Raw genomic sequence first — 26,318 nt, 5'->3', positions numbered from 1 at the left:
AGGAAAACAAAACAACCGCCTTCTCTATACCATTTACTCGCTTCGCTAGCCCTATTAATCGGGCATTACCACAATACCCATGGTTTCAAGCAGTTGCTCTTGTTGCCACCCAACAATTTTGATTCCTGTTGTATCTACTTTGCGAGGGTCTAACCCTTCTAGTTCTGCATGACACAAATTCGCCCCTTGCATACTAAATTGCCCCCATACATCTTCCGAGAACACGCCTCGGCTAAGATCGGACTCTTTTAGTGACGCTCCGCCAAGGTAAGTGCCTATCCAACGGTTCTCAAACAGCTCGCACTTCTCTAAACAAGCTTGTTCAAAATTGGCGTATGACAGATTACAGCCCGTAATATACGCAGAGCAAAAATACATTCTATTGCTTACCTGATTGGCAAAATTCGCACGAGTAAAGTTCGCCCCTTTCAGGTCACAATCACGTAACTCAATACCATAGCAATTCGTATTACTAAAATTCGCCATCGCCAACTGACAGTTCTGAAAACTTGCATCACGCAAATCTGCAACATCGAAGTGGCATCCCTCAATATCGCCTTGTTCGATAAACTTACAGTTAATAAACGTTGCATCACGTAAGTTCGAACGTCTGAAATCACAACGGATAAACGTGCAGGCTGTAAATGTAAGCTCTGATAAATCTTGCTGAGCAAAACTGTGCTGATGATAAGTGCTGTTATTGGTGTCCATTTAGCCCCCTAAAGAAATTAAGCTAAGACTACCATTGCGATCTCAAGAAAACACCAAATTAAAAACCAACAAAAACAGTAACTTAAAACACCCTGATTTAGCCATTTTAAGGCACCAAACAAGCCCTTTAAGGTTGTTATTTTCGATTTATAGGATGTGCTTATCTTGAAAAAAGTTTTGTCGCTTAGAAGTGCCAATAAGAGAAAATGTTACTTTGACGGAACGAATCAATTATTGACCGCGTCCTAACGCGCTAGACTGGACGGTTGGTATGTTGCTCGTTACACTATTCCTCATTCTCAGCATAAAGAGTAAGAACAATGAAAGACATGCGACAAGCTATGCTCGATGCAGGGTTTAGCCTTATTAATGAACACGGGTTTGCTGGTGTTGGCCTGATGAAAATCATCAACCAAGCGGAAGGCACGAAGGGTTCTTTTTACCATTACTTCAAATCCAAAGAACACTTTGGTGAAATCCTTCTTACTAACTACTTTGATGAGCATTTCGCTAAGCTAGATGACTTTTTAAGTGATGAGTCGCTTTCTCGTCGTGACCGCGTTAAAGCCTATTTCGAGTTTTGGTGTGCGTCGAAACTGACTGAAGACTTCAATATCCAATGTCTTGTCGTAAAACTGGCGGGAGAAGTAGCTGGTTCTGAAAACCCGTTGCAATCGACCATGGCAGAAGGTGCAGAAAAGATCATCCTGCGTATGGCAAAGCTGTTTGAAGAAGGTAATGCCGATGGTGATTTCACTATCGCAGAGCCAGAATCGCTATCTCGAACGCTTTATGGCTTATGGCTAGGCTCAACGCTTATGGCCGCTATGCAGCGCAACCGTTCGATTCTAAACAATGCCATGGATGAGACCATTCTTGCCATGATCTCGGCACAAGAATCGGCTGACTAAATACCCCCGTAACCAGAAGCCAAATACCAAATACCAAAAGGCTCGCACAATTTAGTGAGCCTTTTATCTAACTTTAAATCTTGATTGAATCCATTCACGCCTACTCCATTACCCCAGACGAGACGCAATATTATTGGCTTTGAGTAAACCCTTAATAACCGGGTCGACATGCTTGAAGAAGCTCAGCCAACCTTCACAGAGATAATTTAACCCCGCTTCACCATCTCGGCTTGTGATGATACGGTTTTTGGGGCATTCGCCATGACATGCAAATTTAAACTCACAGGCTTGGCATTGTTTCGGCAGAGACTTCTGTTTGGCGAACCCAAAACTCTGCTGCTTTGGCGAGAAGGCTAAAGTTGAAAGTGCTTGTTCCTGAATATTACCCAGCTGAAATTCAGGAAAGACATAATGGTCACATGAATAAACATCGCCATTAGGCTCAACCGCTAACCCTTTTCCGCAGATCTCACTCAAGGTACACATGGTGCTTTCTCTGCCCATCCACACTCCGACAAAATTTTCAAAGTACGGCACTAATACCCGACCAAAATCGTGCTCAATCCACTCGTCAAAAATGGTAGTGAGGAATTCTCCCCATTGCACTGAATCGACACTCCAAGCTTCAACCTCGCCTGATACGGGAATGATCGCTTGTTGGTTGCTCAACCATTTATTGTTGGTGTGAGCTTCGCGCTTATCGACCACAGGAATAAACTGCAATTGCTTCGAACCCACTTCATCGCGTAGAAAGCGATAAACCTCTAGTGGATATTTACCTGTCACATCATTCACGCAGCTTAGGGTCGCGAACTCGACGTTATGTTGTTTCAAGTAGCGAATGCCACGCATTGTTTGAGAAAAAGTGCCTTTGCCTGCACGGTTGGTTCGGTAGTGATTGTGTAAGTGCTCTGGGCCGTCAATGCTCACACCAATGATAAAGTCATTTTTTTTGAAGAACTCACACCACGCATCATTCAATAACGTTCCGTTGGTTTGAAGGTCATTGCTGATCTTACTGTGGTTGGGACAATATTTTTTCTGCAGCTCGACGACCTTTTGAAAGTACTCAATCCCCAACAAGGTAGGCTCTCCACCATGCCAAGAAAAGATGATTTCAGGCGTATTCTGCCCTTCTATATATTGCTTGATATAACGCTCTAACAGGACTTCATCCATCCTATATTGAGAGCCTTTTGGGTATTCAAGCAGCTGCTGTTTCTCTAGATAATAACAGTAGGTGCAACTGATATTACACACCGCCCCAATCGGTTTTGCTAACGCCTGAAGTTTGCTGTGTGCTTTGCCATTGAACTGCGGAACTGAACTCAAATTTGATAGCGATAATGTCGTCATGAAGAGTGCCTCGATGTAAAAGTTATTGTATTAGCTAAAACAATTCGTAATTCCTTTACACGGTGTTCATCGGCCAACCAAGCTTGATGGCATTAGGTTGGCCGAGTGGTTTTTCCTCTATTTCACGTTTTCAAACGGGTTCCACGCTTCGTCAACCGGGACGATATTTTGCGCTTTTTCGTATTCTTGATATTCAGCGACCATTTCAAGGAACAGATCTGGCATTTCATTTCTCAAGTCATGTTGCTCGGCTGGGTCTTTCTTGGTGTTGTATAAGTGCCACTCACTGTCGCCACCCATTCCCGTAGAGATTCGAATGATCTTATGATCACCTTTTAGCAAAATCCCGCTACCAAACAATTCAAATGGAATCGCATTATCGGCACTGTGCACCTCTGCCGTTTCCCCTTTGAAGTAAGGCAACAAGCTCACACCACTCATCGGCGCCACTTCTCGACCTTGATATTCCGTTCCTGGATGCTCTACCTCTGCAATTTCAAGAATCGTGGCTGCAATGTCTTTCACTTGGGATAAGTCATCTGTTTGAGTTCCCGGCTGTAACGCATCTTCACCTTCTAAAAGCGCTTTGGCTGGCTTAACGATAAACGGCACACGGATACCGCCCTCTGCTGTGTAAGCTTTGTACCAAGATAGGCCGCCGGTTGAAGCGCTTGCCCACTCAGGACCAAGTGACACACTGGAGTTCGCCTTACCTAAGTTTTCGGTCGAATTATCGAAGTGATGAGCGGTCCACGTTCGGATCAGGTCACTGATGTTTTCACCGGTAATATCCGCCGCTTCTGGGCCGTTATCCGCTAGATACATGATGTAGGTATTATCGTATTCCCCGATTTCTTTCAGATAATCGACTATCTGACCGACTTGTTGGTCCTGCATTTCCATCATGCCCATCGCCACAGCCATTTTCTTGCCGTACCACTTTTGTTCTTTCTCTGAGAGCGAGTCCCAAGGGCGGCTTAATGAATTGCGTCCTGAAATCTCGGCCTCTTTAGGAATCACGCCCATCTGTTTCATGCGTTCGAAACGATCTTCTCGAACCGAGTCCCAACCATGTTCAACGTAGTAATCGACTTTATCTTGATAGGCCGACTCAGGCGCTTGCAGTGGCAGGTGAATACCGGTGAATGGGACGTAAGCGAAGAAAGGCTTACCGTCGTCTTTTTTGCTGTCGATCATCTTGATGATCTCGTTGGTGTAAACTTGGTCTGAGTATTCGCCTTTGTATTTATCCTCAACCACTTCACCGTTGCGGTAAGTTGGCTCAACTTCGACGCCGGGAATATCGCCTTTTTGCAGCACATCCGCTGTCGCAGCGTTTTTGGCCGGGAACATCATATCTCGGTTAAAGTGATTCGAACCGCCCGCTAAAATACCGTAACTCTCACCAAAACCTCGATCATCAGGTAAGAAGCCATCCTCGTGTCCTAAATGCCATTTACCAGAGAGGTAAGTGTTATAGCCGCTCTCTTCAAGCAGCGTTGCGACCGTAACACCTTTCTTGGTGAGATAACCTTCATAACCCGGCTTACCAATCGCGCCCGGATAGACGGCATAGTCGAAGGTGCCTAGCCCAACCTCATGGCTGTTTGCTCCGGTTAACATCATAGAGCGCGTTACCGATGAGGTTGGTGACGCGTGAAAGTTAGTAAACTTAACCCCCTCTTCGGCTAACGCCATCAGGTTTGGGGTATCCGCTTCAGAGCCATAAGGCTGTGTATCGGCAAAGCCCACATCATCGCCAACAATAACAACAATATTCGGCTTTTCTGATTCAGCCGCAAGAGCAGCACTGCTTGCCGCCGCCATTGCAGTGAACACTAAAGATTTCTTGAATGTCTGCATAAGACGTTCTCCAATTTCTGTGATTAACTTGTTTCAGTAATTAACTTTTCTGCGAGTAACTTTTTCTGTGAGTAACCTGAGTTAAGATTTGAATTAATGCGCGGCTTGCGACATCCAATGTAATAAGTCGAGCGCGGGGTCATACTCTTGAGCTGCTGCCATGCCTATCCAGGTGACAGCTTCCGCTTGGCTGGCTTGAACGCCACTTCCAGAGATATACATCAACCCAAGCTGTGTTTGAGCTTCAGGGCTACCGTTGTTGGCTGCGGTGACGAACCACTCCGCGGCTTTTTCATCATTCTGTTCTACGCCCTCTCCGCTCAGATATAAGTAAGCGACAGAGAGCTGGGCATCCAATTGCCCTTGGTAAGCCTCATCCAACAATTGCACGACATCTTGGTGCTGCTGCGATTGATCCATGGTGGCTGCGTTCTTAGAGCTTTCGCTTCCAACGCTTGCTTTGGCAAAAAACAGAGCAGCCAAAACACCAGTCAGAATCACGGTAGTTAAACGTTTATTGATCATTTATTTCCTCCTCGGGAATAAAGGTCACAACGTCCCTGTCGAATGAATTAGGTGAAAAGTAGGAATGGCGCGATGATGCACAAGCTTGATAGCAATACGTTTTCAATTTTCATAATTGGCTCTCGAGTAATAGTTGTGAGTGAATCAGGGACTGAACTAAATGGTCATAAAATTCAGTCGATTAAGACAGAGACTTAAATCGCTTTCTCAATGATGGTTTCAATCGTCTGTTTCGAGATAGGGTAGAACTGAAAGCAGATGTCTTTTTCAATCGCTTCCGCAATGTTGCTCTTCTCTTGCTCATCAAACTCCCAGCTGCTGAAACGCTTCATCGCACCGACACTGGTTTGGAAGTTGTTTAAGAAATCCAACACTCTCTGGTAAACCATCTCATCGGTTCCCGTAGTGTCGACCGAAAAAGCTTGAGCTAACTTCGCCGCATTCGGCATATAGAATTCAGGCAGCGCTTCAATCACAACCGGCATCAGTACCGTGTTGGCATCACCATGTGGAATGTGGCTAATCGCACCAAAGGCGTGAGCACAGTTATGAATCGGAATGCCGCCCAAAGACGAATAGAAAGCAGAGATCGCCATGGTACTTGCTTGAAGAAGATTGCCGCGCGCTGTTAGGTTTTCTGGCTCTTTAAGTGCCAAGGGTAAGTTTTCAACAATCAGTTTTGCCGCCTGAATGCCGTAAGCGTCGGTGAATGCATAACTCATTGGCGAGACAATCGCTTCAACAGCGTGTGTTAGTGCATCCATCGCGGTAGAACGAGTCAGGTGGGCAGGCAGCTTAGTGGTCACCGTTGGATCAAGAATCGCGATATCAGCTTCCAATCCCGATGCGACTAGGCTTGCCTTAATGTTTTCATGTTCGTTGTAAAAAACAGCAATAGGAGAAGCTTCTGCGCCCGTGCCAGCCGTTGTCGGAACAGCAATATGGGGCACTCGAATATCTTCATTGTTTGGCCACACATCCATATGACCGCCACCCGCAATCACGGTGCGAATGTCATCTATCTTCTTATGAAATGCGTATTTCACACCTTTAGAGGCATCAATCACGCTGCCGCCACCAACAGACAAGATCGCATCAGCATTGACGCTGTTTGCAAACTCAATGGCTGCGTTGATGTTGTCGCAAGTCGCGTCTGGTGCGATATCGGTGTACACGCCAACAAGCTGAACCGCTTGTTGGTTCGCTTCCTGACTCGCATTCTGGTTTACAAACAACGCCGAGAACTGCTCAACAAAGCCAAGAGACTCCAAACCTTTATCAGAAAAGAGCACGACTCTTTGCGCACCTAAGCGACCAAACAGAGAAGGGATATTTTCAATGCCGTTCTCTTGAGCATGAACAATGGTTTTAAGTTGAAAGTTAAAATTATTGGTTGTCATGGTATTTACCTCATTTCTAGTTGATGACTAAACAATAACCAATACAAACCGGTCGGTCTAGAGTGTTAATGTCAAAGATATGTCAATTAAGATCTTTATGGATCATTGCCCCAAAACGAAAAAAGCCCGCAAATGCGGGCTGTAGTAATAAGTAAGCTAGTGAGTGATCATTAAATAAGTGTCATTGATTCACCATGAGCAACTTATTAACTATTAACTATTAACTATTAACTATTAACTATTAACTATTAACGAAGATGAGCTGGCACCTTGCTTTTGTCTCTAGTGAGGTAGTAATACAGGTAAACTAAAGAGTAGACAGTCACAAATCCATCGAGCGCAAATACACCGTTCCAGCCATAGAACCACTCATAATCGTTGATACACACGTTGTATAAGAAGATACCAACAAACATCGACTTCTCAAATGCGCTGTAAATCATGGTCGAGGTTCGCAACGATTTGTACTTCGCCGAGAACATCAACAACACACCAATACAGCCAACCATCACACCCCAGTGTTGATAAGTACCGAGCAAGTACTCCTTGTTTTCCATCATGGTATCGTTGTACGAGAACAGCGTCTGCATACTCCAATCTGGCGCTAGGAAAGTGGAAAATGCCGTCGCTGTTAAGAAACCTGTAATCATCAAATACGATTTGATCGTACGTTCAAAAAAACGTTCCAACATAAAAGTAACCTCTTAAAATAATTTCGTGAAAATAACTTTTTGAAAAATAAACAGTGTCATACCAACAGTGATTTACTGGCCAAGCATGCCCATCACTGCGGTTTTTAATTCGTTGTCTTCTTTTGAAAACAGATGCTTAACGCGGTGATCTAAACCTGTTTCCAACACAGTTTTAGCGTGAGAGAAAGTGATAAACCCTTCTTTACCGTGATAATTGCCCTGGCCTGATTCGCCAATGCCACCAAACGGCGCGTCATCAACCGCTAAATGGAAAACACAGTCATTAATACACATGCCACCGGAGTGAACTTGGTGCTTAACCTGAGCCTGTAAACTCAAATCAAAGCTCATCAGGTAGAGTGCTAACGGCCTTGGTTTGCTATTGATGACTTGGAACGCCTCTTCGACATTGCGATACGTAATCAAAGGTAATAATGGGCCGAAAATTTCTTCGTTCATCACCTTGGATGACAGGCTTGGTTCAACGATCAAATGTGTCACCAACCGATGAGTATTTAGGTCCATCGATTCGTCATGGCAAGCAACGATTCGTGTCCCAGCTTCCTGCTCTTCATTCAACAGACCAGCAATACGATCACATTGGCGAGGGTTAATGAGCGAGGTTAAACTCTCAGAGTAGATCCCTTCATCAAATAGCTGTTGATATTGTTTTTTGTACTCCAAAATGAAGGCTTCGAGCTTATCTTCAGGGAGTAGCACGTAATCTGGAGCGACACATACTTGGCCGTTGTTTAGGCTTTTACCATAAATAATTCGCTCTACCGCAATATCAATCGGCATGTCTTCTGCCACGATAACCGGCGACTTTCCACCCAGCTCTAGCGTGACTGGGGTTAGCGTATCAGCCGCTGACTTCATCACTTGGCGACCCACTTGGGTTGACCCTGTAAATAGAAGATGATCAAACGGCAACGCCGAAAATGCGGCTGCGATTTCTACCTCACCTTCAACCAAGCACACCTCATCGGCATGGAAAACTTCCGCCAATAGCGCTGTTAATACTTGGTTCGTCGCTGGGGTAAATTCGCTCATCTTGATCATGGCGCGATTTCCCGCAGCCAGCGCCGAAATAAGTGGGCCGACGGATAACATGATCGGGAAATTCCACGGAGCAATAATCCCGACGACGCCTTTGGGTTGATAAACCACTTCAACACGAGAGGTTGAAAGCAATGGGCCGGAATGACGAATCGAAGATGTCGACCAATGAGGTAAACACTCAATGCTGTGATCAATATTTCCGATACAAGGCAATATGTCAGCCATCAAAGTGTCTTGTCGGCTGCGGTGACCATAGTCCTCACTCACGGCTACACACAAACGATCTGTGTAATCGATTAGCGCAGATTTAAGTGCGAGCAGCTGCTCAATTCTCTCCGATATCGCTGGCATCGGTTTCTGTGCAAAAGCTCCCTGCATGCTGTTCAACGTCATGGTCATTTGTGTTGGCGTCAATTCGTGTTTCATACATCACCTCGTGGTTAAGATGAACACACAATAATACACAACAGACCGGTCGGTCTAGCATTTTATTGTCAAAGAATCGTCAATGGAGTTTTGATTACAATCCAATGAGGCGGCTACAAACGGGGCAAAAAGTCAGGGGAATTTAAAATAAGAAGGCGTAGCTAACACGCAAGGCAAATAGAGAATTTTAAATGGCAGGATCAAAAATGGCCGCTTAGTGCGACCATTTGACAATTATTTAAGTTGTTGTTCTAAATAAACAATTTATAAATAAGGTTAGCTCTTGGCTACGTTTGCAATGCCTTCAAGTTGAAGTACTGGAGCGGCGTCGATGTCTTCTGCGTTCATCATTGATGATACTCGCTGCATTGAAGAAAGCAGTAAGCTTTGCTCCCACGGCTCTAGGTTTTGGAATTTTTTAACGAAGTTATCTTGCAGCGGTGGTGGCGCATTGTTTAGCAACTCTTGACCTTTTTCAGTCAGGTTCGCGTGTACTTTACGGCGGTCCGATGAACTGCGTACTCGTTGTACATAGCCATTTAACTCAAGACGGTCGATGATCGTCGTCGTCGTTGCTTGGCTTACATTGGTCTGATTAGACAATTCTTTGATCGTCACATTACCCATTTCTTGGATTGCTCTCATTAAGATTAATTGAGGGCCAGTCAAACCATACTCTTTACTCAGCTTCTTCGAGTGTAAATCGATAGCGCGAATAATTTGGCGAATAGCGACCAGGATTTCGTCATGTTTGTCCAAGATGCAGACCTTTGTACTAATATACTGTGAATGGTTTTACAGCGTCGAAGCGATGAAATGTCTCGAGTGATTACGTCACGCGCGCTCGAATTACACTGTAAATTGATAAATTACTTCATTGATTTTTCCGCATTGTACTGATGTTCATACTATTCTCAATCTTTTCTATACCACTAAACTTGCGTGGTACGGCACTTTTACTTAATGAAGGGGAAATGCAAGCTTCAATGAAGGTAAAAATAGTGAGTCCGAGAATACAAGTTCAAACAATAATATATTTTAATAATCATAGAGGTAGAGAGACTTAACCCTCTCCACCTAATAAAAAACCAGCCCTAATCGCCAAACTGCAAAACGAAATTTTACGCGGCTGTATTCATCTGAAAATTACCCGTTAGTGCGTTGTAAAACTCGCTGTTATCCAGAATACCGACCAGTTGATTGTCTTCCACCAGCAAAATCGGGTGGTTACTGATCTGCTTGAGCTTAATCGCATCACGCATGCCAATTTCCGGACTTGCCACGACCACACTCGACGCGCTGATCGCGGTTAGGTCGTCAGACTCGCTCCACTCGACAAGCGCCAAAGCAGATTCACCTTTCACAGATAAAGCACCTTCATTCTGTTCAATCCAGAGATCTTTAGAATCGCAGATCTTCCAGCTTTCATTCTCTTGCGTCAGTGAATCAAGAGGCTGCATCAAAGAACGACCTTTAAGCACATTCAATGGATTGGTGTGTGCAACGAAGTCTTTTACGTATTCTGTTTTTGGCGTCAATACGATCTCTTCAGGCTTACCGTGTTGAATCAGCTTTCCTGACTCCATGATCGCGATGTTGTTACCAATCTTCAGTGCTTCATCTAGGTCGTGACTCACGAACAGAATCGTCTTGTTGAGTTTGTTTTGCAGCGTGATCAGTTCATCTTGCAGCTGAGCACGAATCAGTGGATCAAGCGCCGAAAACGGTTCATCCATCAACAGAATGTCGGTGTCCATTGCAAACGCACGCGCCAAACCAACACGTTGCTGCATACCGCCAGAAAGCTCATGCGGATACTTGGTTTCCCACTCTGCCAAACCCACCATTTCAAGTTGTTCACGCGCTTTAGCACGACGAACATCTTTGGCTACGCCTTGCATTTCTAGACCAAACGCCACGTTATCTAACACGTTTAACCAAGGCATTAGGGCAAATTTTTGGAACACCATAGAAACGCGGTGAGTACGAAGATGACGCAAGGTCGCTTCGTCGCACTGTTCACCTAAATCAACCTGCTTGTCTCCATCTTTGATCGCCAATGAGCCACGGCTGATCTCATTCAGGCCGTTAACTGCGCGAAGCAAAGATGATTTACCAGAACCAGACAACCCCATCAGCACACAAATCTCGCCTTCTTCAACGGTCAGCGACACATTATCTACGCCAACCACTTGGCCAGTCTCATCAATGATCTCTTGGCGAGTTTTACCTTGGTCGAGTAGCTCAAGCGCTTGTTTCGATTTATTACCAAACACAACATCGAGATTCTTAATGGTAATCGCGTCCATTGTCTTTTTTCCCTGAGAGTTAGACATGATTAAGCTTCCTTCTGGTTTGGTGTTTTGCACAAGCGGTCAAGGATGATTGCGACTAATACAATCGCTAATCCAGCTTCAAAACCTTGTGAGATGTTCACTGTGTTCAATGCACGAACAACAGGTTTACCAAGTCCGTCAGCACCGACAAGAGCGGCGATAACCACCATCGAAAGCGACAACATAATACATTGGGTTACACCCGCCATGATGCTTGGTAGAGCCGCCGGTAATTCGACCTTCATCAGCAATTTCATGCGGCCGGCACCAAACGCTTTACCCGCTTCAATCAACTCTTCAGGCACTTTAGTGACGCCTAAGTAGGTTAAACGAATCGGTGCAGCTATCGCGAAAATAATGGTAGAGATTAAGCCAGGAACAATACCCAAGCCGAATAGAACCAGAGTTGGAATCAGATAAACGAAAGTTGGGACTGTCTGCATCAAATCAAGAATTGGACGCAAAACTGTATAGAGCCAAGGACGGTGAGCAGCCATGATGCCAACCGGTACGCCAATTAATACGGAAATCGTTGTCGCCGCAAAGACGAGAACAAAGGTTTCCAGCATTTCTTGCCAATAGCCGAGGTTAAGAATAGTCAGCAGTGCTGCGACCACAAAGATCACCAGCGAAGGTTTACGGTGTAAGTACCATGCAATAGCAGCAGTCATCACGATTGGCAGAGCAGGCGGCATCCACTTAAATACATCGACTAAAAACATAATGACGGTTTCTAGAAAAATCGAAATAGCGTCAAAGAATCCTGCTGCATTGATTGTTAGCCAATCAACACCCGCTTCCATCCATTGTCCGACAGGGATTTTGTTTTCCGTAATAAAATTCACAATATTGCCTTTTATTATGGGTGGGCTACTTCAAACCAATCGATAAATTGGCAAGCCCACCTTTATTATTTATGTAGCTGTTGAGATAGGTAGAACTAAGCTTTAACTTGCTTTAAGTATTCAGTGACGGCTTGAGTCGCTGATTCACCTTTATGCGTTTTTACGTTGTCTAACCAAGCTTCAACTTGTTGAGGATTCTTGTTCAACCATTGTTGAGCTGCTTTTTCTGGCTTCACTTTTTGGTTAAGAATCTCTTCCATCAACTGGTTTTCCATCTCTAGAGTGAATTCTAGGTTTTGTAGAAGTTGACCGACGTTTGCACACTCAGACAGGTAGTTTGAACGAACGTTAGTGTAAACATTCGCGCCACCGTAGTTAGGGCCAAAGAAGTCGTCACCACCTGATAGGTATTCCATCTCAACATTGCTGTTCATTGGGTGCGGCGCCCAACCTAGATAAACGATCCACTGGCTACGACGAGCAGCGCGAGATACTTGCGACACCATGCCCGCTTCGCTTGATTCCACTAGGCTGAAATCTTTCAAGCCAAACGCGTCTGAATCAATCATTGATTGTATTAGGCGGTTACCGTCGTTACCCGGCTCGATGCCATAGATGCGGTCTTTAAATTTGTCGGCATGTTTTGCTAGGTCGGCGAAGCTTTTTACACCTGAGTCGTACACGTATTTTGGTACGGCTAGCGTGTATTTTGCGCCTTCAAGGTTGGCACGAACGGTTTCAACCGTGCCCTCTTCACGGTACTTAGCAATATCGCCTTCCATGGTTGGCATCCAGTTGCCTAGGAATACGTCAATATCGCCGTTCGCCATTGAAGAGTATGTCACCGGTACTGAAAGTAGGTCGGTTTTGGTTTTGTAACCAAGGCCTTTTAATAGTTCAGAAGTAACGGCGGTTGTTGCGGTAATGTCAGTCCAGCCTACATCAGCGAAGCGGACGTTTTCACATTGCTGTGGTTCAATAGAAGCGTTAGCACCAAATGCAAATGAACTGATGGCTAATGTTGCTAATACCTTTTTTGTAGCGGTTTGTTTATGTTGAGTCGTCATAATGATTCCTTTTTATCTTTCCTTTTTCTGCCCTAACTCATACTAATCAGGGCAGTTTTGCTGACTTTTGACTAATTTTGGTTGTTACTTTTTATTATTTTTATCTCAATAACAGAGGCTTACGCTTCTCTTACTGGTTTATTGATTCTTTGCTTCTCTTGCCATTCAGGTGCAATCCACACTGGAACGTCCTGCTCTTTGAGCATTGGCTTACCCAAAATCAAATCGGAAGCACGCTCAGCCACCATAATGGTCGGGGCGTTCAAGTTTCCGTTCGGAATAACAGGGAAAACAGATGAGTCAACAACGCGCAGATTATCAATGCCGCGAACGCGACACTCTTCATCAAGCACTGCCATTGGATCATCATCAGCGCCCATTTTGCAGCCACATGAAGGGTGGTACGCACTTTCCACGTTCTGTTTAACCCATTCGTCGATTGCTTCATCGGAAGTCACACTTAGACCCGGCTGAATCTCTTCACCTCGGTAAGCATCCATTGCTGGTTGAGACAAAATCTCACGCGTTAGACGAATACAATCGCGCCAATCTTGGCGGTCTTGCTCAGTCGAGATGTAGTTGAAAATGATCTCTGGCTTGGCATGCGGATCAGCAGAAGTGATCGCAACCGTACCGCGACTTTCTGGCTTATTAGGCCCAACGTGTACTTGGAAACCGTGACCATCAAAGGCCGCTTGTCCGTCGTAACGCATCGCTGCTGGCAGGAAGTGATATTGAATGTTTGGCCACTTCAATCCTTTACGAGAGCGAATGAACGCACACGATTCAAAGTGGTTAGTAGCACCCAGACCTTTGCGAGTCAGAATCCATTCCGCGCCAATCATGCCTTTGCTCACCAAGCCAAGCTTGCTGTTGAGTGTGATCGGTTCGTTGCAGTGATATTGGAAGTACACTTCTAGGTGATCTTGAAGGTTTTCACCGACACCGCTTAGTTCGTGTTTAACTTCAACGCCAGCCTTTTCAAGCACCGCTTTCGGGCCGATACCAGAAAGCTGCAGCAGTTGAACAGAACCGATAGAACCCGCAGAAGAGATCACTTCTTTGTTCGCCACAGCCACCTGGGTATTTCCTGACTTTTCAAACTCGACACCGACGGCTTTCAAGCCCGATTGACCATTTGAGTCTTGTCCTTCAAGTAGGAAACGACGCGCCACGATACCTTTCTTCAAGGTCAGGTTTGAACGCTTCAATGCTCGACGTAGATAAGCGTTAGAGGTTGAGGCTCTAACACCCTTGTCTACCGTCATATGCATAGTGCCGAAGCCTTCTTGCTGGTAGCCGTTGTAGTCTTGTGTTTCTGGGTAACCGGCGTCTTTACCTGCATCGATGAACGCTTGGTAAAGCGGGTTGAGCTCCATATCGTTACCATTACAAGTGCCGACAGGGCCATTGTCTCCACGGTATTCATCACCACCTTTGTTCCATGATTCAGCACGGCGGAAATAAGGCAGACATGCTTGGTAGTTCCAACCCGCAGCGCCCTCTTCTTCCCATTGGTCAAAATCACACGCGTGGCCACGAACATAAACCATACCGTTGATCGATGAGCTGCCGCCTAACACTTTGCCACGTGGGCAGTGCAGTTCACGTCCATCAAGGCCCGGCTCTTTCTCTGTTTCAAATTGCCAAGCGTACTTTTCAGTATTCATTGGGTAAGAAAGCGCGGTTGGCATTTGGATAAAAATACTCTTGTCCGTACCACCAGCTTCCAGTAATAAAACGCTATGTTCACCGCTTTCCGTTAGCCTATCCGCTAACACACAACCGGCCGAACCCGCGCCGACGATAATATAATCGTAGCGTTGTTCCATGTTTTGATTTCCCTGAGATAAGTCAGTGGGGCTAGCTCTTTTAAGCTAACCCATAAAATTGAGTGTTACGCGTTAGGCATAAGGGCTGGCGTAGTCGCCAAGTTCAATAAGAATGCTCTTAGTCTGCGTATAGTGAAGTAGGGTTTCTGGTCCATTTTCACGGCCAATACCTGAAAGCTTGTAACCACCAACAGGCATTTCTGCAGGAGAGTCCCCCCACGTATTAACCCAACAAATACCAGCCTGCATTTGATGGATCACGCGGTGAGCACGAGAAAGGTTTTGCGTGAACACGCCAGCCGCAAGGCCATATTTGGTGTCGTTAGCGCGGCGAATCACGTCGTCTTCGTCCGTAAACTTCAACACTGACATTACAGGGCCGAAGATCTCTTGTTGAACGTGAGGCATGTTGTCTTCGCAATCCACAAACACGGTTGGGATAACAAAGTTACCGTTCGCTAAGCCGTTGTCTGTCACTTGATAGCCGCCCGTCAGCAGGGTTGCACCCGACTGCTTAGCTAGCTCAATTGCTTCAAGGACTTTTGAAAGGTGTTCTTTAGAAATCAACGCGCCGATCTGAGTCTCCATGTCCATTGGGTTACCAATGATCAGCTTCTCAGTGCGTGTTTTAAGTTGATCGATGAATGCGTTGTAGATATTTTTGTGTACATAAACACGGGTACCGTTAGTACACACTTCGCCTTGAGTGTAGAAGTTTGCGACCATCGAAGCCGAAACTGCATCATCCAATTTCGCATCATCAAACACGATCATTGGTGACTTGCCGCCAAGTTCCATGGTGACTGATTTCAGTGTCTTAGCGCTATCCGACATTACCGCTTTACCGGTACCGGTTTCACCTGTGAACGACACTTTCGCGATATCTGGGTGCGCCGTTAGCATTTGACCTACTCGGTAATCGCCCTGAACCACGTTAAACACGCCATCAGGAAGACCAGCTTCAGTAAAGATCTCTGCAAGCTTTAGAGCTGTGAGCGGCGTCTCTTCTGAAGGCTTGAAAATCATCGCATTACCCGCAGCGAGTGCTGGAGCCGATTTCCACATCGCAATTTGGATAGGGTAGTTCCACGCGCCGATGCCCGCACAGATACCTAGCGGTTCGCGGCGTGTGTAGAAAAATTGAGATTCACTCAGCGGCTGTTGGTCGCCTTGTAGCGTTGGAGCCAAGCCAGCAAAGTATTCAATAACATCAGCGCCAGACGCCACGTCCACTTCAATTGCTTCTTGCAGCGGCTTGCCCGTATCAACAACCTCAAGGTTTGCAAGGTCATCATTTCGAGCTCTAAGTATTTCCACTGCCTTCAACAGAATGCGGCTGCGTTCCACAGCGGTCATTGCAGACCATACCGCAAACCCGCGTTTCGCAGATTCAATAGCACTGTCGACATCTGCTGAAGATGCTTGGCCTAAGGTCGCGATAGGTTCACCGTTGGCAGGGTTAATGCTATCAAAGGTTTCACCAGAGGTTGCTTTAACCGCTGCGCCATCGATGTATAACGAGTTCATTTCCATTTGAGATTCTGACTTAATTATTGTTATTAGACTCTACTGGTCTATATGTGAGTATTGGGTGCGAATAGTGGTCGTTCTAGCTCTAGGTCTAGGTCTAGGTCTAGCGCTACCACTGCGATCTATTTGCTGTGACACGAGTAGAACGTAAGTTGTTTATCTAGATAATCATTGATAATGGCACGCGCCTTTTGAGCATCGATACCATCTGGGTTTAGTGTGCCTCTCAGCCATAAACCATCAATCAGAGACGCAATCCCGTGAGCAACGAGATCCGCTTGTTCATGATTCAAAATACCTTTCAACTCAAGACGTAAGTGTGAAATCAAACGTTTTTCATTCACACGCTGCAGTCTTTTCAGCTGCTCGTCATGCATTGAATATGACCAAAATGCCAACCACGCCTTCGCGACCTTATTTTCTGCTTGGTAACCTTCGAAGTTACCATCGATGATCGCGTTGATTCTCTGTTGGTGAGCATCAACAGGAAGTGCTTTTAGTGACGTGGTGATGGTATTAGAAAGTTGGCGAAGGATTTCACGCATGGTCTCTTCGAGCAGCCCATGCTTCCCGCCAAAATAGTGATTAATAATGCCAGTGGAGACTCCCGCTTCTTTGCTGATCAACGCAATACTCGCGGCATGCAAACCCACTCGATCAATCACCGTCATGGTGGCTTGAACAAGCTGTGGTTTACGTATATCAGGCATCCCAACCTTCGGCATTTCTCAGTCCTTTTATTTTATATTGAACGTTCAGTTAAATATAAAATGACAGAAATTTAGTTAGGGTTCAAATGATTATTTAAAACAAACTCGTAACAATACAGCATTTAAAACAACAAAAATCATTATGAAACAACAGCTTAAATATCATTTAGAGCACTAACGAAAACAATTAAAGATTTGAGGTGTGATAGTTATTGGTCAAATGTTTTTGCTTAGAAAGTTCAAGAATCAATCAGTGAGAGTCCTTGTAGAAACTTTTTGGGGAGGGAGTGGAAAGTAAGTATCAAGGAATTTTCATACTGAAATTTAAGACAAGGAAATCCACAATCAACACAGGTAACGAATCAAAAAATGAACAAAAAAGGTTGGTGACAACAACGTCATCACCAACCTTATCAAGTCGTTTCTTATGTTATTACGAGCCTAAGCTACTCAATGCGTGTGATGAAACCGTATTTATCTGACTCAGCCTTAGTCACCCAGTGTTCGCCAGAAGCCGGAGCAGAATCTAAAGTGAAGATATAGAAATCGATTCCTGTATCTCCCATTACCTTTTTAAAGTAGGTCGCTTGCTTGCGATGACTTTCGTTCGTGTATGGGAAATCTTTGGCTGTTTTATCATCCTCAGCCCAACTATGCACACCAACCTGTTTATTAAGCTCAATAGCTTTGGAGGTATCTGCTCGTTGCAAAACTCGTGGGTTACCCGCAACGAAAAGATCCGTGCCGCCAGAGAACACCGAGCCCGTAGGCGTTACGATCGTCGTCATGTTGTTACTGTGGATCATGCGCCCGGTGTACATATTGATATCATCGTCAGCGCTGCCACCAATATGGTTGGTAAACTTCAACGTCATCTCACTGCCTTGATACAATTTCACGACATCAAAAAGCTGAGAATAGGTTGATGCGCCTAGAGTGGAAGTAATGCGATCAACAGCGCCAGTCTCGTTGAGCACATCACGGTAAAAAGCGTTGAAAGCAAACGAGGTGGTTATCGTTACCTTGTTCCCACTTTTAGTGTTACTCAGAATGGTAGACCCAAGGCTAGTCACGTATTGAACCAGTTCATTGTGATACTCAAGCTCGACGGGCTTATGAGTATTCGTCGTCGTGTTAATTAACGTGGTGTCATTGCCGATTGAGCGTTGAGCCGCACCACAATCAAACACGTCCAAACCCTTGCTCTCTGTGTAGATACCGCAGCTATCAAATCCTGCATCAGGGAGGTACAGATCCACACTTTGACCTAAACTATCCGCAAGCCTAACCACTTTTTGCTTATCACTAATATCTTCCGCAAACAGAACGATTTCATACTGCACACCGTTGTAATCAAGTTTTATGGATTCTTGGACCTCTTGTCGCTCTTTATACAACTCACCCAGTTTCGCTGATGAAAATACGTAATCAGCTTGAGGTTTTGCTTGCGCTTTAGTCGCCGCTTTACCAGAACTTGAGCCTGAGTTAGAGCTTGAATTACAGCCCGCTAACAGAATCAAAGGTAACGCCAGTAATGCATTTCTATAGTCGTTCATACAGTTATTCCCAAAATATTTGATGGGAAAATTCTATTATTTAAAGACCAAAACATCTGTCGTGCGAATGTATGAGAATGTATATCGTTTTGAACATTGTTTTTTATTTTCACACAAATCCAAAAACATCATTGAACTAGCGTGCAAAGTGTTTAATCATTCATGTCAGGTATTTTACGTAAGGCCTGTAAATTGGGTATGCCACAATAACTAAACACTCAAAAAGGCTCCCTCACGTAATCTCAATAAGTGAAACGCACGACAAGGCTGATAATGGAATGACAAAACCTAAAATGATCATCGTGGAAGACGATTTGAAACTTCAGAAAATGTTGCAGGACTACTTCGTCGCGCAAGATTTTGATGTCACGGTGTTGGACGATGGCAGTGATGCTGCACACACCATCCTCACGGAGCAACCTGACATCGTACTGCTGGATTTGATGCTTCCTGTAACTGATGGACTTACAATCTGCCGACAGACGCGTACGCACTATAAAGGTAAAATCTTGATGCTCACTGCTAGCGATGACGACTTTGACCACGTCGCTGGTTTAGAGACAGGGGCTGATGACTATGTCACCAAGCCAATCAAACCAAGAGTTCTGCTGGCCAGAGTTCGTTCGCTATTACGCCGCCAAGACACCAATACCGCTTCAGTCGATGACTCAGACACCCTTCAGTTCGATCAACTCGTTCTGAAAAACACTTATAAGAAGTGTGAACTTTCAGGTGCGGTTTTATCACTCACTGACAGCGAGTTTGACCTACTTTGGTTATTGGCAAACAACCCAGACACGCCGTTATCTCGTGACTACTTGACGCAAACATTGCGCGGGATTGAGTACGACGGAATAGACCGGACGATTGACAACAAGGTTGTACGTCTAAGAAAGATTTTGGGCGACGACCACACACCAGCAGAGAAAATTCAGACCATTCGCGGTAAAGGCTACTTATTTGTTTCGACCGCCTGGCGTTAACCTCGCTCAATACGAGCGTAATAGAGAGAGCGATTATGCGACGTATCTTTTTGGAGTCCCTATTAGGGCTGTTAGTTTGCTTCATGGCCGGCCTTGTCGCCTACGAGATTAGCGTCTATCAGCTCAATACCGACTACGAATATGTACTGGAAGATTACGAAGCGGCTGCCCACCAGCAATTGATCGAGAACATCGCTAAAAATCAAGGCCTTGAAGCGGCTCATCAAGCGATAAACCAGTTTGTAGAAACCACACGAAATAAATTGGTTACATTCAGCCCAGACGATGAAATACCCAGCCCCGTTTCAGAGTTCTTCAGCACGAATCCGAATACCTTTGTTTTTCACGATGATGAACGGGACCTATGGTTTCGCTTAGCAAGCAGTGACAATACCTATCACTACCTCCCCAACAGTGAAGCGTTCGTTAGGCAAAAAATAGAGTTGGAGGATGACCTCATTTGGTTGTTCTTTTTAGCGAGCTTTATCTTATATGGGTTATGTCATCTATTTATTATCTTCCGCCGAGTTAAAAAGCTTGAGGCTGCCACTCTGCGTTTTGCGGAGGGCGATCTCTCGACACGAGCCGAGACTTCAAGTGGTATTGCGATTGGTTCACTGAACAAATCCTTCAACCTAATGGCCGACCGAATTCATCGCTTGGTAGAAAGTAATCGCTCACTCACTAATGCTGTCGCTCATGAACTGCGCACGCCAATATTCCGTATTCAGTGGCAAGCTGAAATGTTGAAAGACACCCAGCTAAACGCAGAGCAAGAAAGCACGATTGAGAGTATTGTCGAAGACACGGAAGAGATGGAAAAGATGGTCGATGAACTATTGTATTACGCCAAACTCGATAGCACTGACCTAGAAAACTTAAAAAAGCCATTAGAGATTCGAGACTTTCTCGACCACGCAATGGCGCGTTGGAACAAAGACACTCAGCTCAACATCGACCTATCGCTACCAGAGCAACCTAGCTCAATAATGGCGGATGAAACGCTATTTAACCGAGCACTAGATAACCTAGTGCGTAACGCAATGAAATTCGCACGCTCACAAGTGTCGATTGCAGCGACCGTGCATCAAGATCAGCTACAGATTGCGGTACACGATGACGGTGATGGTGTGGCTCAAGAACATCAAGCTCGCCTGTTCGAACCCTTTTACGTTGGCGACAAAGCGCGTAACAAAGCCAAGAGCGGCCATGGTTTAGGGCTGTCTATCGTCGAGAAGATCTGTGCTCAACATAGCGCTACCGTGGAGGTAGGTCAGAGCCAAGCCTTAAAGGGTGCGGTATTCACCATTACCATTCAGCTGTGTAATGATTCAGCTGACAAACCCATACAGTAACTACAAAACACCTCTGGAATAATGTTCAACATCGGTCGGGAGATGCTGTCTCCCATGAACTTATTGAATCTTGATAATCACGACACTGCTTTTGTGGCTTGCCATCTCGGTTCCAATCATTCTTAAGGTATTTTTATGAAAAAGTTATTAGTTGTTTTAGGCATTGTTTCTCTAGCAGGTTGTTCAGGTATTAACCACAATGAAGAAGTTTACACAGCGCACGCTGAGAGCTTCAACATTGTAGGCTTCCAAGTTCCGGGCAACACTCAAGATCGTGCAATGGAATTGGTTCCTGAAGGCGCAACCGTCGATACCGTTACATCAACAAATTCTGATACGACCTCTGTTTTGGGTGTTATCAACCGTATTATTGGTATTGAATATGTTCAAGTTGGCGGTAAAAAGCAGTAATTCGCTTTAGTCGCAAACCATAGCTAAGTGTACTAGTTACGTACCTTTAATCAGTAGCCTGCACAAACTAAGTTAATCTAAGCCAGTGACCCGTCGCTGGCTTTTTCCATCCAGCCGTTTTTGTGCTCTGTGCCAAATAAAGCCCCATTTGGCTAACTCTCTTGTAACTAACAATTCAGAAAATAATCCCAAAAATCGTCAATTTCTTATCAAAATTGCCTTTAAATTCGCTTAATCGTCTTTCGCTCAAACTGACACTTCCAAATCGTTGATCCTTCTATCAACCCAGAGCCCGCTAATTGAGGCACAGATCAATTTACCCAAAAATCTTAATTTCCAGTAAAAAACAACACCTAATAAAATTGTCATAATTTTATAAATAAAACCTATGAGTGCGTTCAAAAATAAACAGAAACGATAACTATCTGTAAATACGAGAAATATAAGTTTCATGAATAAAAGAGATCATTGCCATGCTACTAATTAATCAGATCGAATGATGTAAATTCGTTGTGATAATTTTGTTACGTTTTCATGGATTTTACATGGAAAGAGAAAATAACAATGAAAATGAAAAAGCGTTTAGTTGCCGTTGCTATAGCCAGTGCTATGTCTTTATCAGTACATGCAAGTGAATCCGTTAACATCGATCAACCGATCAACTTTACTAGCTTTTCTGGGTTAAACGCTCAGTTAGGAGTCAGTAACGCCTCTAACTTCAAGATGGTGAAAGAAGTAAACCTGAAAAAGCGTGGTATCTATAAAGTTAAGATCCAGCAGAACATCTGGGGAACACCGGTATGGGGACATTACCTAAATGCCACCCAAAGTGTCCAAGGTGGCGCACTTAAGTCCGTTCAAGGTCGCTACCTTAAAACAACGACCTTAGAGCGATCTTTTGTTAAGCCATCAATCAACAGCGCTCAAGCGGTTGAACTCGCAAGTAAAGATCTAAAGACTCAAGGCTTAACCAGCAAATCTCTAGACAACGTTCAACATCAGCTATTTATCTATCAAGGCTCTGTGAAGCAAGGCATCGGACAGCAAAGCGTAGATAAAACACGACTAGTGTACGTTGTCTCTTACCTAGTAGAAGGCAGTGAACAGCCGACTCGACCGTTCACCATGCTAGACGCGCACACAGGCGAAGTCATCGACCGCTGGGAAGGTATTGCCCATGCTCAGATCGGTACTGGCCCTGGCGGCAACGAAAAAACCGGCATGTACGAATACGGCACCGACTACCACTACCTTGATGTTCAAGAAGTGGGCACAGAGTGTGTAATGGAGTCTGAAAATGTCGTTACCGTTGACCTTAATGGCGCGACCGACGGCGACACCACTTACAGCTATGAATGTCCTCGTAACGAATATAAAGCAGTGAACGGCGCATTCTCACCACTCAACGATGCCCATTACTTTGGCAACATCGTGTTCGATATGTATAAAAACTGGTTCGACACAGCGCCACTCTCCTTCAAGCTCATGATGCGTGTTCACTACGGTGAAAACTACGAGAATGCATTTTGGGACGGCAGAGCCATGACGTTTGGTGATGGTGAAAGCTTCTTTTACCCGCTTGTTAGCCTAGATGTATCAGCCCATGAAGTGAGCCACGGTTTCACTGAGCAAAACTCAGGTTTGATATACGCAAACCAATCCGGCGGTATGAACGAAGCCTTCTCTGACATGGCCGGTGAAGCCGCAGAATACTATATGAAAGGCACCAACGACTGGATGGTCGGACGCAATATCTTTAAAGGCGAAGGTGCGCTGCGTTACATGGACGATCCATCACGCGATGGCTCTTCAATCAACAACGCATCCGAGTACTACGATGGCTTAAACGTGCACTACAGCTCTGGCGTGTTCAACAAGGCGTTCTACCATCTTGCAACCACACAAGGTTGGGACACCAAAAAAGCGTTCGAACTGTTCGTGCTAGCCAACCAGATCTACTGGTCTGAAAACAGTGACTTTTGGCAGGGCGCCTGTGGCGTGAAAAACTCAGCAACCGACCTTGGCTACAATGCCGATGATGTTGTTTCTGCGTTTAACTTAGTGGGTGTATCACCGTGTGGCGAACCACCACTTCCACCAGAACCGGAATATCAACACCTTGAAAACGGTGTTGAAGCCGCAGTTGCTGGTGAAACAGGCTCAAAAACTTACTTCGATATCGAAGTACCAGAAGGCCAAGACAAACTAACGATTGATCTTGCTGTGTCTACGGGTGATCCGGATATGTATGTTGGTCTAGATTATGCGCCAAGCTCTCAAGAGAATATCTGTAAGAGTGAAAGCGTAACCGATGAAGTATGTGTAATTGAAAACCCAACAGCTGGTCGCTACACGGTGAACATTCTGGGTTACTCAGATTACGCAGGTGCAAATCTGAAAGCATCGTACGAATCAGGCAATGCTAACGTACCGCCAGTTTCTTCTTTCGAACACACGGTCGTAGGCAAAGAAGTAGAGCTGCGTAGCACAAGTTCGGACAGCGATGGCCAGATCGTCTCTTACCAATGGAACCTAGGCGATGGCAACACGCAAACCGGTGAAGTGACTCGTTATACCTACGCTGAAGCTGGCGACTACGTGGTGACTCTAACCGTGACTGACGATGCAGGCGTTGCAACATCAACCAGCAAGTCGATCACGATTGAAGGTGACTCAGCAGAAGGCTTCCCGCTAAAACTGAAGTTTGGTAACAAAAACCCGAACGGCAAGGCGCGCGTTAAGCTGGCATGGGATTACGATACCAACGACTACTTCGTGATTAAGCGCAATGGCAAGAATGTTGGTGCAACAGACTTCAACTCATACGTCGACAAGTTCCGTCATAACGGAACAGTAGATGTGGAGTACCAAGTGTGTACCTCAATCGATATCTGTTCAGAAACCAAGCATTACCGTTTCATTAAAACACAATAATCGATAGTAAATTCAGGGCTCCGAAAGGGGCCCTTTTCGCGGTTAACTGTTCAGAAAATGAAACATCTACACAAAAACATCCACGTATTACACAAAAATCACCCCCATCAACATAACAATACTCACCATAAAAAGGACGATAAATGGCTATTCAAAAAAGCATGCTAGCTTTGGCTGTGCTCGGAGGCTCTTTAGCCTTAATCAACAGTACTTCGGCTTACGCATCCCTAGGCATCACACCACCAGCGAACGAAGAAGTTTGGATCACCACCGATGCTGACGCACAGCATATAATGACTCAGCATGGCGCAACGGTTTATCCAAGCGTGACCGGAAACAAGCATTCCATCGTCGCGAAAATCAACCAGAAAGAGCTGGCGAAACTATCTAGCCACATGCACGAAGAAACCCACCGTTGTGGTGGCTACATGGTGCACGAAGACAAAGCAAGCGCACTCAAAGCGGCAGCTATGCCACTGACCATGAGCAACTTCGAAAAGCCAGTTATCAGCCATCAAGATACGGTGAACGACCTACTCGCTCAGGTCGAGCCGAACAACATGGTCACGACCATCGAAAATCTAACCAACTTCACCAACCGTTTTTATACTACTTCTACTGGTGTCGCTGCTTCAGATTGGCTTTTAGAACGTTGGGAGACGGAAATTAAAGATGTGCCGTATGCGTCTGCACGCCAGATCACGCATGCCGAATACCCACAGAAATCCGTTGAAGTGACACTGCTTGGCGCTAAATATCCTGAAGAGATCGTCGTGGTTGGTGGACACCTTGATTCGACCGTTGGATCTTGGACAAGCGAAGGCACCATCTCACCGGGAGCCGATGATGATGCGTCTGGCATTGCAACGGTAACAGAGTCGCTTCGCCTGATGATCGCCAGTGGTATTCAACCAGACAAAACCATTAAGTTCTATGGTTATGCTGCTGAAGAAGTAGGGCTACGTGGCTCACAAGATGTCGCCAACGCTTTAAGAGATGAGCAAGCCAACGTTGTATCGGTATTGCAATTAGACATGACCAACTACAACGGTTCAGCGCACGATATCACCTTCATCACAGACTACACCGACAGCAACCTCACCGCCTATTTAAGCGAGCTGATCGACACTTACGCGAGCGACATCAGTTACGGTTTCGATGATTGTGGCTATGCCTGTTCTGACCACGCCTCTTGGCACAATGTTGGCTACCCAGCTGCCATGCCATTCGAAAGCATGTTCAACGACTACAACCCAAGTATTCACACTGAGCACGACACGCTTGAGAATTCCGATCCAACCGCAACACACGCGACTAAGTTCGCCAAACTAGCCATTGCTTACCTTGTCGAAACCAGCCTTGATTCACCCGTTGCAGGCCCTAAAGAGCTGCAAAATGACGTGCCTGTTGAAGGTCTTACTGCAGGATATGGTGAAGAGCAATTCTTCACATTTACGACGGAAAGTGCAGGTCAGTTAACGGTAACATTAACCGGCCCTCGAAGTGGCGATGCCGACCTTTACGTGAAACATAATGGTACCGTATCGAAAGCAAGCTACGATTGCCGTCCATACCAGAACAGCAGCAACGAGCAATGTGTATTGAACAAACCAGCGGGTGAATTCAACATCATGGTACGTGGTTATCGTAACTTTAACGATGTCACCATCGTCGCTAACTTTGTCCCTGATTGGCTGTAAGATTAGTTAATTGACTAACAGTTAAACCGAGTAAACACGGCTAAAACTAAAAATCCGCAAGCCCACGATCATAAATAGATTGGAGCTTGCGGGTTTTTTATTGGTTCATCGCG

Annotated in this window: 21 protein-coding genes; 6 read left to right on the top strand and 15 right to left on the bottom strand. The window is 45.3% G+C overall.

The window, feature by feature from the left end; all coding sequences use genetic code 11:
- Nucleotides 1–54: 54 nt before the first annotated feature.
- Nucleotides 55–711 carry a Qnr family pentapeptide repeat protein gene (locus AB4329_RS19915; protein ID WP_372139105.1) on the bottom strand — a complete coding sequence of 219 codons (657 nt, stop codon included), beginning with the start codon at nt 709–711 and terminating at the stop codon, nt 55–57.
- Nucleotides 712–1,031: 320 nt separating this feature from the next.
- Here AB4329_RS19915 and AB4329_RS19910 point away from each other — a divergent pair, with 320 nt between their 5' ends.
- Nucleotides 1,032–1,622, top strand: coding sequence for a TetR/AcrR family transcriptional regulator (locus AB4329_RS19910; protein ID WP_372139104.1), 591 nt, complete (start codon nt 1,032–1,034; stop codon nt 1,620–1,622).
- A 108-nt stretch (nt 1,623–1,730) separates the two neighbouring features.
- On the opposite strand, the gene AB4329_RS19905 is transcribed toward AB4329_RS19910, so the two are convergent.
- The 14 genes from AB4329_RS19905 to AB4329_RS19840 all read right to left on the bottom strand — a co-directional run bounded on the left by AB4329_RS19905 (nt 1,731) and on the right by AB4329_RS19840 (nt 18,822).
- Entirely contained in the window at nt 1,731–2,978 is a 1,248-nt protein-coding gene (locus AB4329_RS19905; protein ID WP_372139103.1) for an anaerobic sulfatase maturase, read from the bottom strand.
- Nucleotides 2,979–3,095: 117 nt separating this feature from the next.
- A complete protein-coding gene (locus AB4329_RS19900) occupies nt 3,096–4,841 on the bottom strand; it encodes an arylsulfatase (protein ID WP_372139102.1) in 1,746 nt (581 codons plus the stop codon).
- Nucleotides 4,842–4,934: 93 nt separating this feature from the next.
- Entirely contained in the window at nt 4,935–5,366 is a 432-nt protein-coding gene (locus tag AB4329_RS19895; RefSeq protein ID WP_048610280.1) for a tetratricopeptide repeat protein, read from the bottom strand.
- A gap of 194 nt (nt 5,367–5,560) precedes the next feature.
- The gene (locus tag AB4329_RS19890) at nt 5,561–6,766 is read right to left on the bottom strand and encodes an iron-containing alcohol dehydrogenase (RefSeq protein WP_372139101.1); all 1,206 of its coding nucleotides are present in this window, start codon (nt 6,764–6,766) and stop codon (nt 5,561–5,563) included.
- 248 nt (nt 6,767–7,014) lie between these two features.
- Nucleotides 7,015–7,458: a hypothetical protein gene (locus AB4329_RS19885; protein WP_372139100.1), complete on the bottom strand. Its 444-nt coding sequence runs from the start codon at nt 7,456–7,458 to the stop codon at nt 7,015–7,017.
- Nucleotides 7,459–7,530: 72 nt separating this feature from the next.
- Nucleotides 7,531–8,946, bottom strand: coding sequence for a coniferyl aldehyde dehydrogenase (locus AB4329_RS19880; RefSeq protein WP_372139098.1), 1,416 nt, complete (start codon nt 8,944–8,946; stop codon nt 7,531–7,533).
- A 276-nt stretch (nt 8,947–9,222) separates the two neighbouring features.
- On the bottom strand, nt 9,223–9,705 hold the full coding sequence (locus AB4329_RS19875; RefSeq protein WP_017066477.1) for a MarR family winged helix-turn-helix transcriptional regulator: 483 nt from the start codon (nt 9,703–9,705) through the stop codon (nt 9,223–9,225).
- 362 nt (nt 9,706–10,067) lie between these two features.
- On the bottom strand, nt 10,068–11,282 hold the full coding sequence (gene choV, locus AB4329_RS19870) for a choline ABC transporter ATP-binding protein (RefSeq protein ID WP_372130874.1): 1,215 nt from the start codon (nt 11,280–11,282) through the stop codon (nt 10,068–10,070).
- A 2-nt stretch (nt 11,283–11,284) separates the two neighbouring features.
- Complete coding sequence (gene choW / locus AB4329_RS19865; protein ID WP_372129492.1) at nt 11,285–12,127, bottom strand: choline ABC transporter permease subunit; 843 nt, start codon at nt 12,125–12,127, stop codon at nt 11,285–11,287.
- A gap of 95 nt (nt 12,128–12,222) precedes the next feature.
- The gene (locus AB4329_RS19860) at nt 12,223–13,194 is read right to left on the bottom strand and encodes a choline ABC transporter substrate-binding protein (protein ID WP_171733156.1); all 972 of its coding nucleotides are present in this window, start codon (nt 13,192–13,194) and stop codon (nt 12,223–12,225) included.
- Between the two features lie 119 nt (nt 13,195–13,313).
- Entirely contained in the window at nt 13,314–15,026 is a 1,713-nt protein-coding gene (gene betA, locus AB4329_RS19855) for a choline dehydrogenase (protein ID WP_372139095.1), read from the bottom strand.
- A 72-nt stretch (nt 15,027–15,098) separates the two neighbouring features.
- Entirely contained in the window at nt 15,099–16,559 is a 1,461-nt protein-coding gene (gene betB / locus AB4329_RS19850; protein WP_372139094.1) for a betaine-aldehyde dehydrogenase, read from the bottom strand.
- Nucleotides 16,560–16,678: 119 nt separating this feature from the next.
- A complete protein-coding gene (betI, locus tag AB4329_RS19845; protein ID WP_004732441.1) occupies nt 16,679–17,281 on the bottom strand; it encodes a transcriptional regulator BetI in 603 nt (200 codons plus the stop codon).
- Nucleotides 17,282–17,712: 431 nt separating this feature from the next.
- Nucleotides 17,713–18,822 (bottom strand): alpha/beta hydrolase, encoded by a 1,110-nt coding sequence (locus AB4329_RS19840; RefSeq protein WP_372139093.1) that lies wholly within the window; start codon nt 18,820–18,822, stop codon nt 17,713–17,715.
- A 278-nt stretch (nt 18,823–19,100) separates the two neighbouring features.
- On the opposite strand from AB4329_RS19840, the gene AB4329_RS19835 reads away from it, so the two are divergent.
- From AB4329_RS19835 to AB4329_RS19815, 5 genes are all read left to right on the top strand, one after another.
- Nucleotides 19,101–19,805 carry a response regulator gene (locus tag AB4329_RS19835; protein ID WP_029236480.1) on the top strand — a complete coding sequence of 235 codons (705 nt, stop codon included), beginning with the start codon at nt 19,101–19,103 and terminating at the stop codon, nt 19,803–19,805.
- A gap of 35 nt (nt 19,806–19,840) precedes the next feature.
- Nucleotides 19,841–21,160: a sensor histidine kinase gene (locus tag AB4329_RS19830; protein WP_372139092.1), complete on the top strand. Its 1,320-nt coding sequence runs from the start codon at nt 19,841–19,843 to the stop codon at nt 21,158–21,160.
- A gap of 135 nt (nt 21,161–21,295) precedes the next feature.
- Nucleotides 21,296–21,571, top strand: coding sequence for a hypothetical protein (locus AB4329_RS19825; protein ID WP_004732471.1), 276 nt, complete (start codon nt 21,296–21,298; stop codon nt 21,569–21,571).
- Between the two features lie 564 nt (nt 21,572–22,135).
- Nucleotides 22,136–24,505, top strand: a complete 2,370-nt coding sequence (locus tag AB4329_RS19820; protein ID WP_372139091.1) for a M4 family metallopeptidase — start codon at nt 22,136–22,138, stop codon at nt 24,503–24,505.
- Nucleotides 24,506–24,648: 143 nt separating this feature from the next.
- Nucleotides 24,649–26,205 carry a M28 family metallopeptidase gene (locus tag AB4329_RS19815; RefSeq protein WP_372139089.1) on the top strand — a complete coding sequence of 519 codons (1,557 nt, stop codon included), beginning with the start codon at nt 24,649–24,651 and terminating at the stop codon, nt 26,203–26,205.
- The last annotated feature ends 113 nt before the right edge of the window (nt 26,206–26,318 follow it).

The sequence above is a fragment of the Vibrio sp. 10N.261.54.A5 genome (assembly GCF_041471145.1).
Classification (GTDB): Bacteria; Pseudomonadota; Gammaproteobacteria; order Enterobacterales; family Vibrionaceae; genus Vibrio; species Vibrio crassostreae_C.
This window is presented reverse-complemented; position numbering and strand designations above follow the sequence as displayed.

Bases quoted from the DNA above. Each gene is read 5' to 3' on its own strand.
- AB4329_RS19915 (WP_372139105.1), bottom strand. From the start codon at position 711: ATGGACACCAATAACAGCACTTATCATCAGCACAGTTTTGCTCAGCAA.
- AB4329_RS19910 (WP_372139104.1), top strand. From the start codon at position 1,032: ATGAAAGACATGCGACAAGCTATGCTCGATGCAGGGTTTAGCCTTATT.
- AB4329_RS19905 (WP_372139103.1), bottom strand. From the start codon at position 2,978: ATGACGACATTATCGCTATCAAATTTGAGTTCAGTTCCGCAGTTCAAT.
- AB4329_RS19900 (WP_372139102.1), bottom strand. From the start codon at position 4,841: ATGCAGACATTCAAGAAATCTTTAGTGTTCACTGCAATGGCGGCGGCA.
- AB4329_RS19895 (WP_048610280.1), bottom strand. From the start codon at position 5,366: ATGATCAATAAACGTTTAACTACCGTGATTCTGACTGGTGTTTTGGCT.
- AB4329_RS19890 (WP_372139101.1), bottom strand. From the start codon at position 6,766: ATGACAACCAATAATTTTAACTTTCAACTTAAAACCATTGTTCATGCT.
- AB4329_RS19885 (WP_372139100.1), bottom strand. From the start codon at position 7,458: ATGTTGGAACGTTTTTTTGAACGTACGATCAAATCGTATTTGATGATT.
- AB4329_RS19880 (WP_372139098.1), bottom strand. From the start codon at position 8,946: ATGAAACACGAATTGACGCCAACACAAATGACCATGACGTTGAACAGC.
- choV (WP_372130874.1), bottom strand. From the start codon at position 11,282: ATGTCTAACTCTCAGGGAAAAAAGACAATGGACGCGATTACCATTAAG.
- AB4329_RS19860 (WP_171733156.1), bottom strand. From the start codon at position 13,194: ATGACGACTCAACATAAACAAACCGCTACAAAAAAGGTATTAGCAACA.
- betA (WP_372139095.1), bottom strand. From the start codon at position 15,026: ATGGAACAACGCTACGATTATATTATCGTCGGCGCGGGTTCGGCCGGT.
- betB (WP_372139094.1), bottom strand. From the start codon at position 16,559: ATGGAAATGAACTCGTTATACATCGATGGCGCAGCGGTTAAAGCAACC.
- betI (WP_004732441.1), bottom strand. From the start codon at position 17,281: ATGCCGAAGGTTGGGATGCCTGATATACGTAAACCACAGCTTGTTCAA.
- AB4329_RS19840 (WP_372139093.1), bottom strand. From the start codon at position 18,822: ATGAACGACTATAGAAATGCATTACTGGCGTTACCTTTGATTCTGTTA.
- AB4329_RS19835 (WP_029236480.1), top strand. From the start codon at position 19,101: ATGACAAAACCTAAAATGATCATCGTGGAAGACGATTTGAAACTTCAG.
- AB4329_RS19830 (WP_372139092.1), top strand. From the start codon at position 19,841: ATGCGACGTATCTTTTTGGAGTCCCTATTAGGGCTGTTAGTTTGCTTC.
- AB4329_RS19825 (WP_004732471.1), top strand. From the start codon at position 21,296: ATGAAAAAGTTATTAGTTGTTTTAGGCATTGTTTCTCTAGCAGGTTGT.
- AB4329_RS19820 (WP_372139091.1), top strand. From the start codon at position 22,136: ATGAAAATGAAAAAGCGTTTAGTTGCCGTTGCTATAGCCAGTGCTATG.
- AB4329_RS19815 (WP_372139089.1), top strand. From the start codon at position 24,649: ATGGCTATTCAAAAAAGCATGCTAGCTTTGGCTGTGCTCGGAGGCTCT.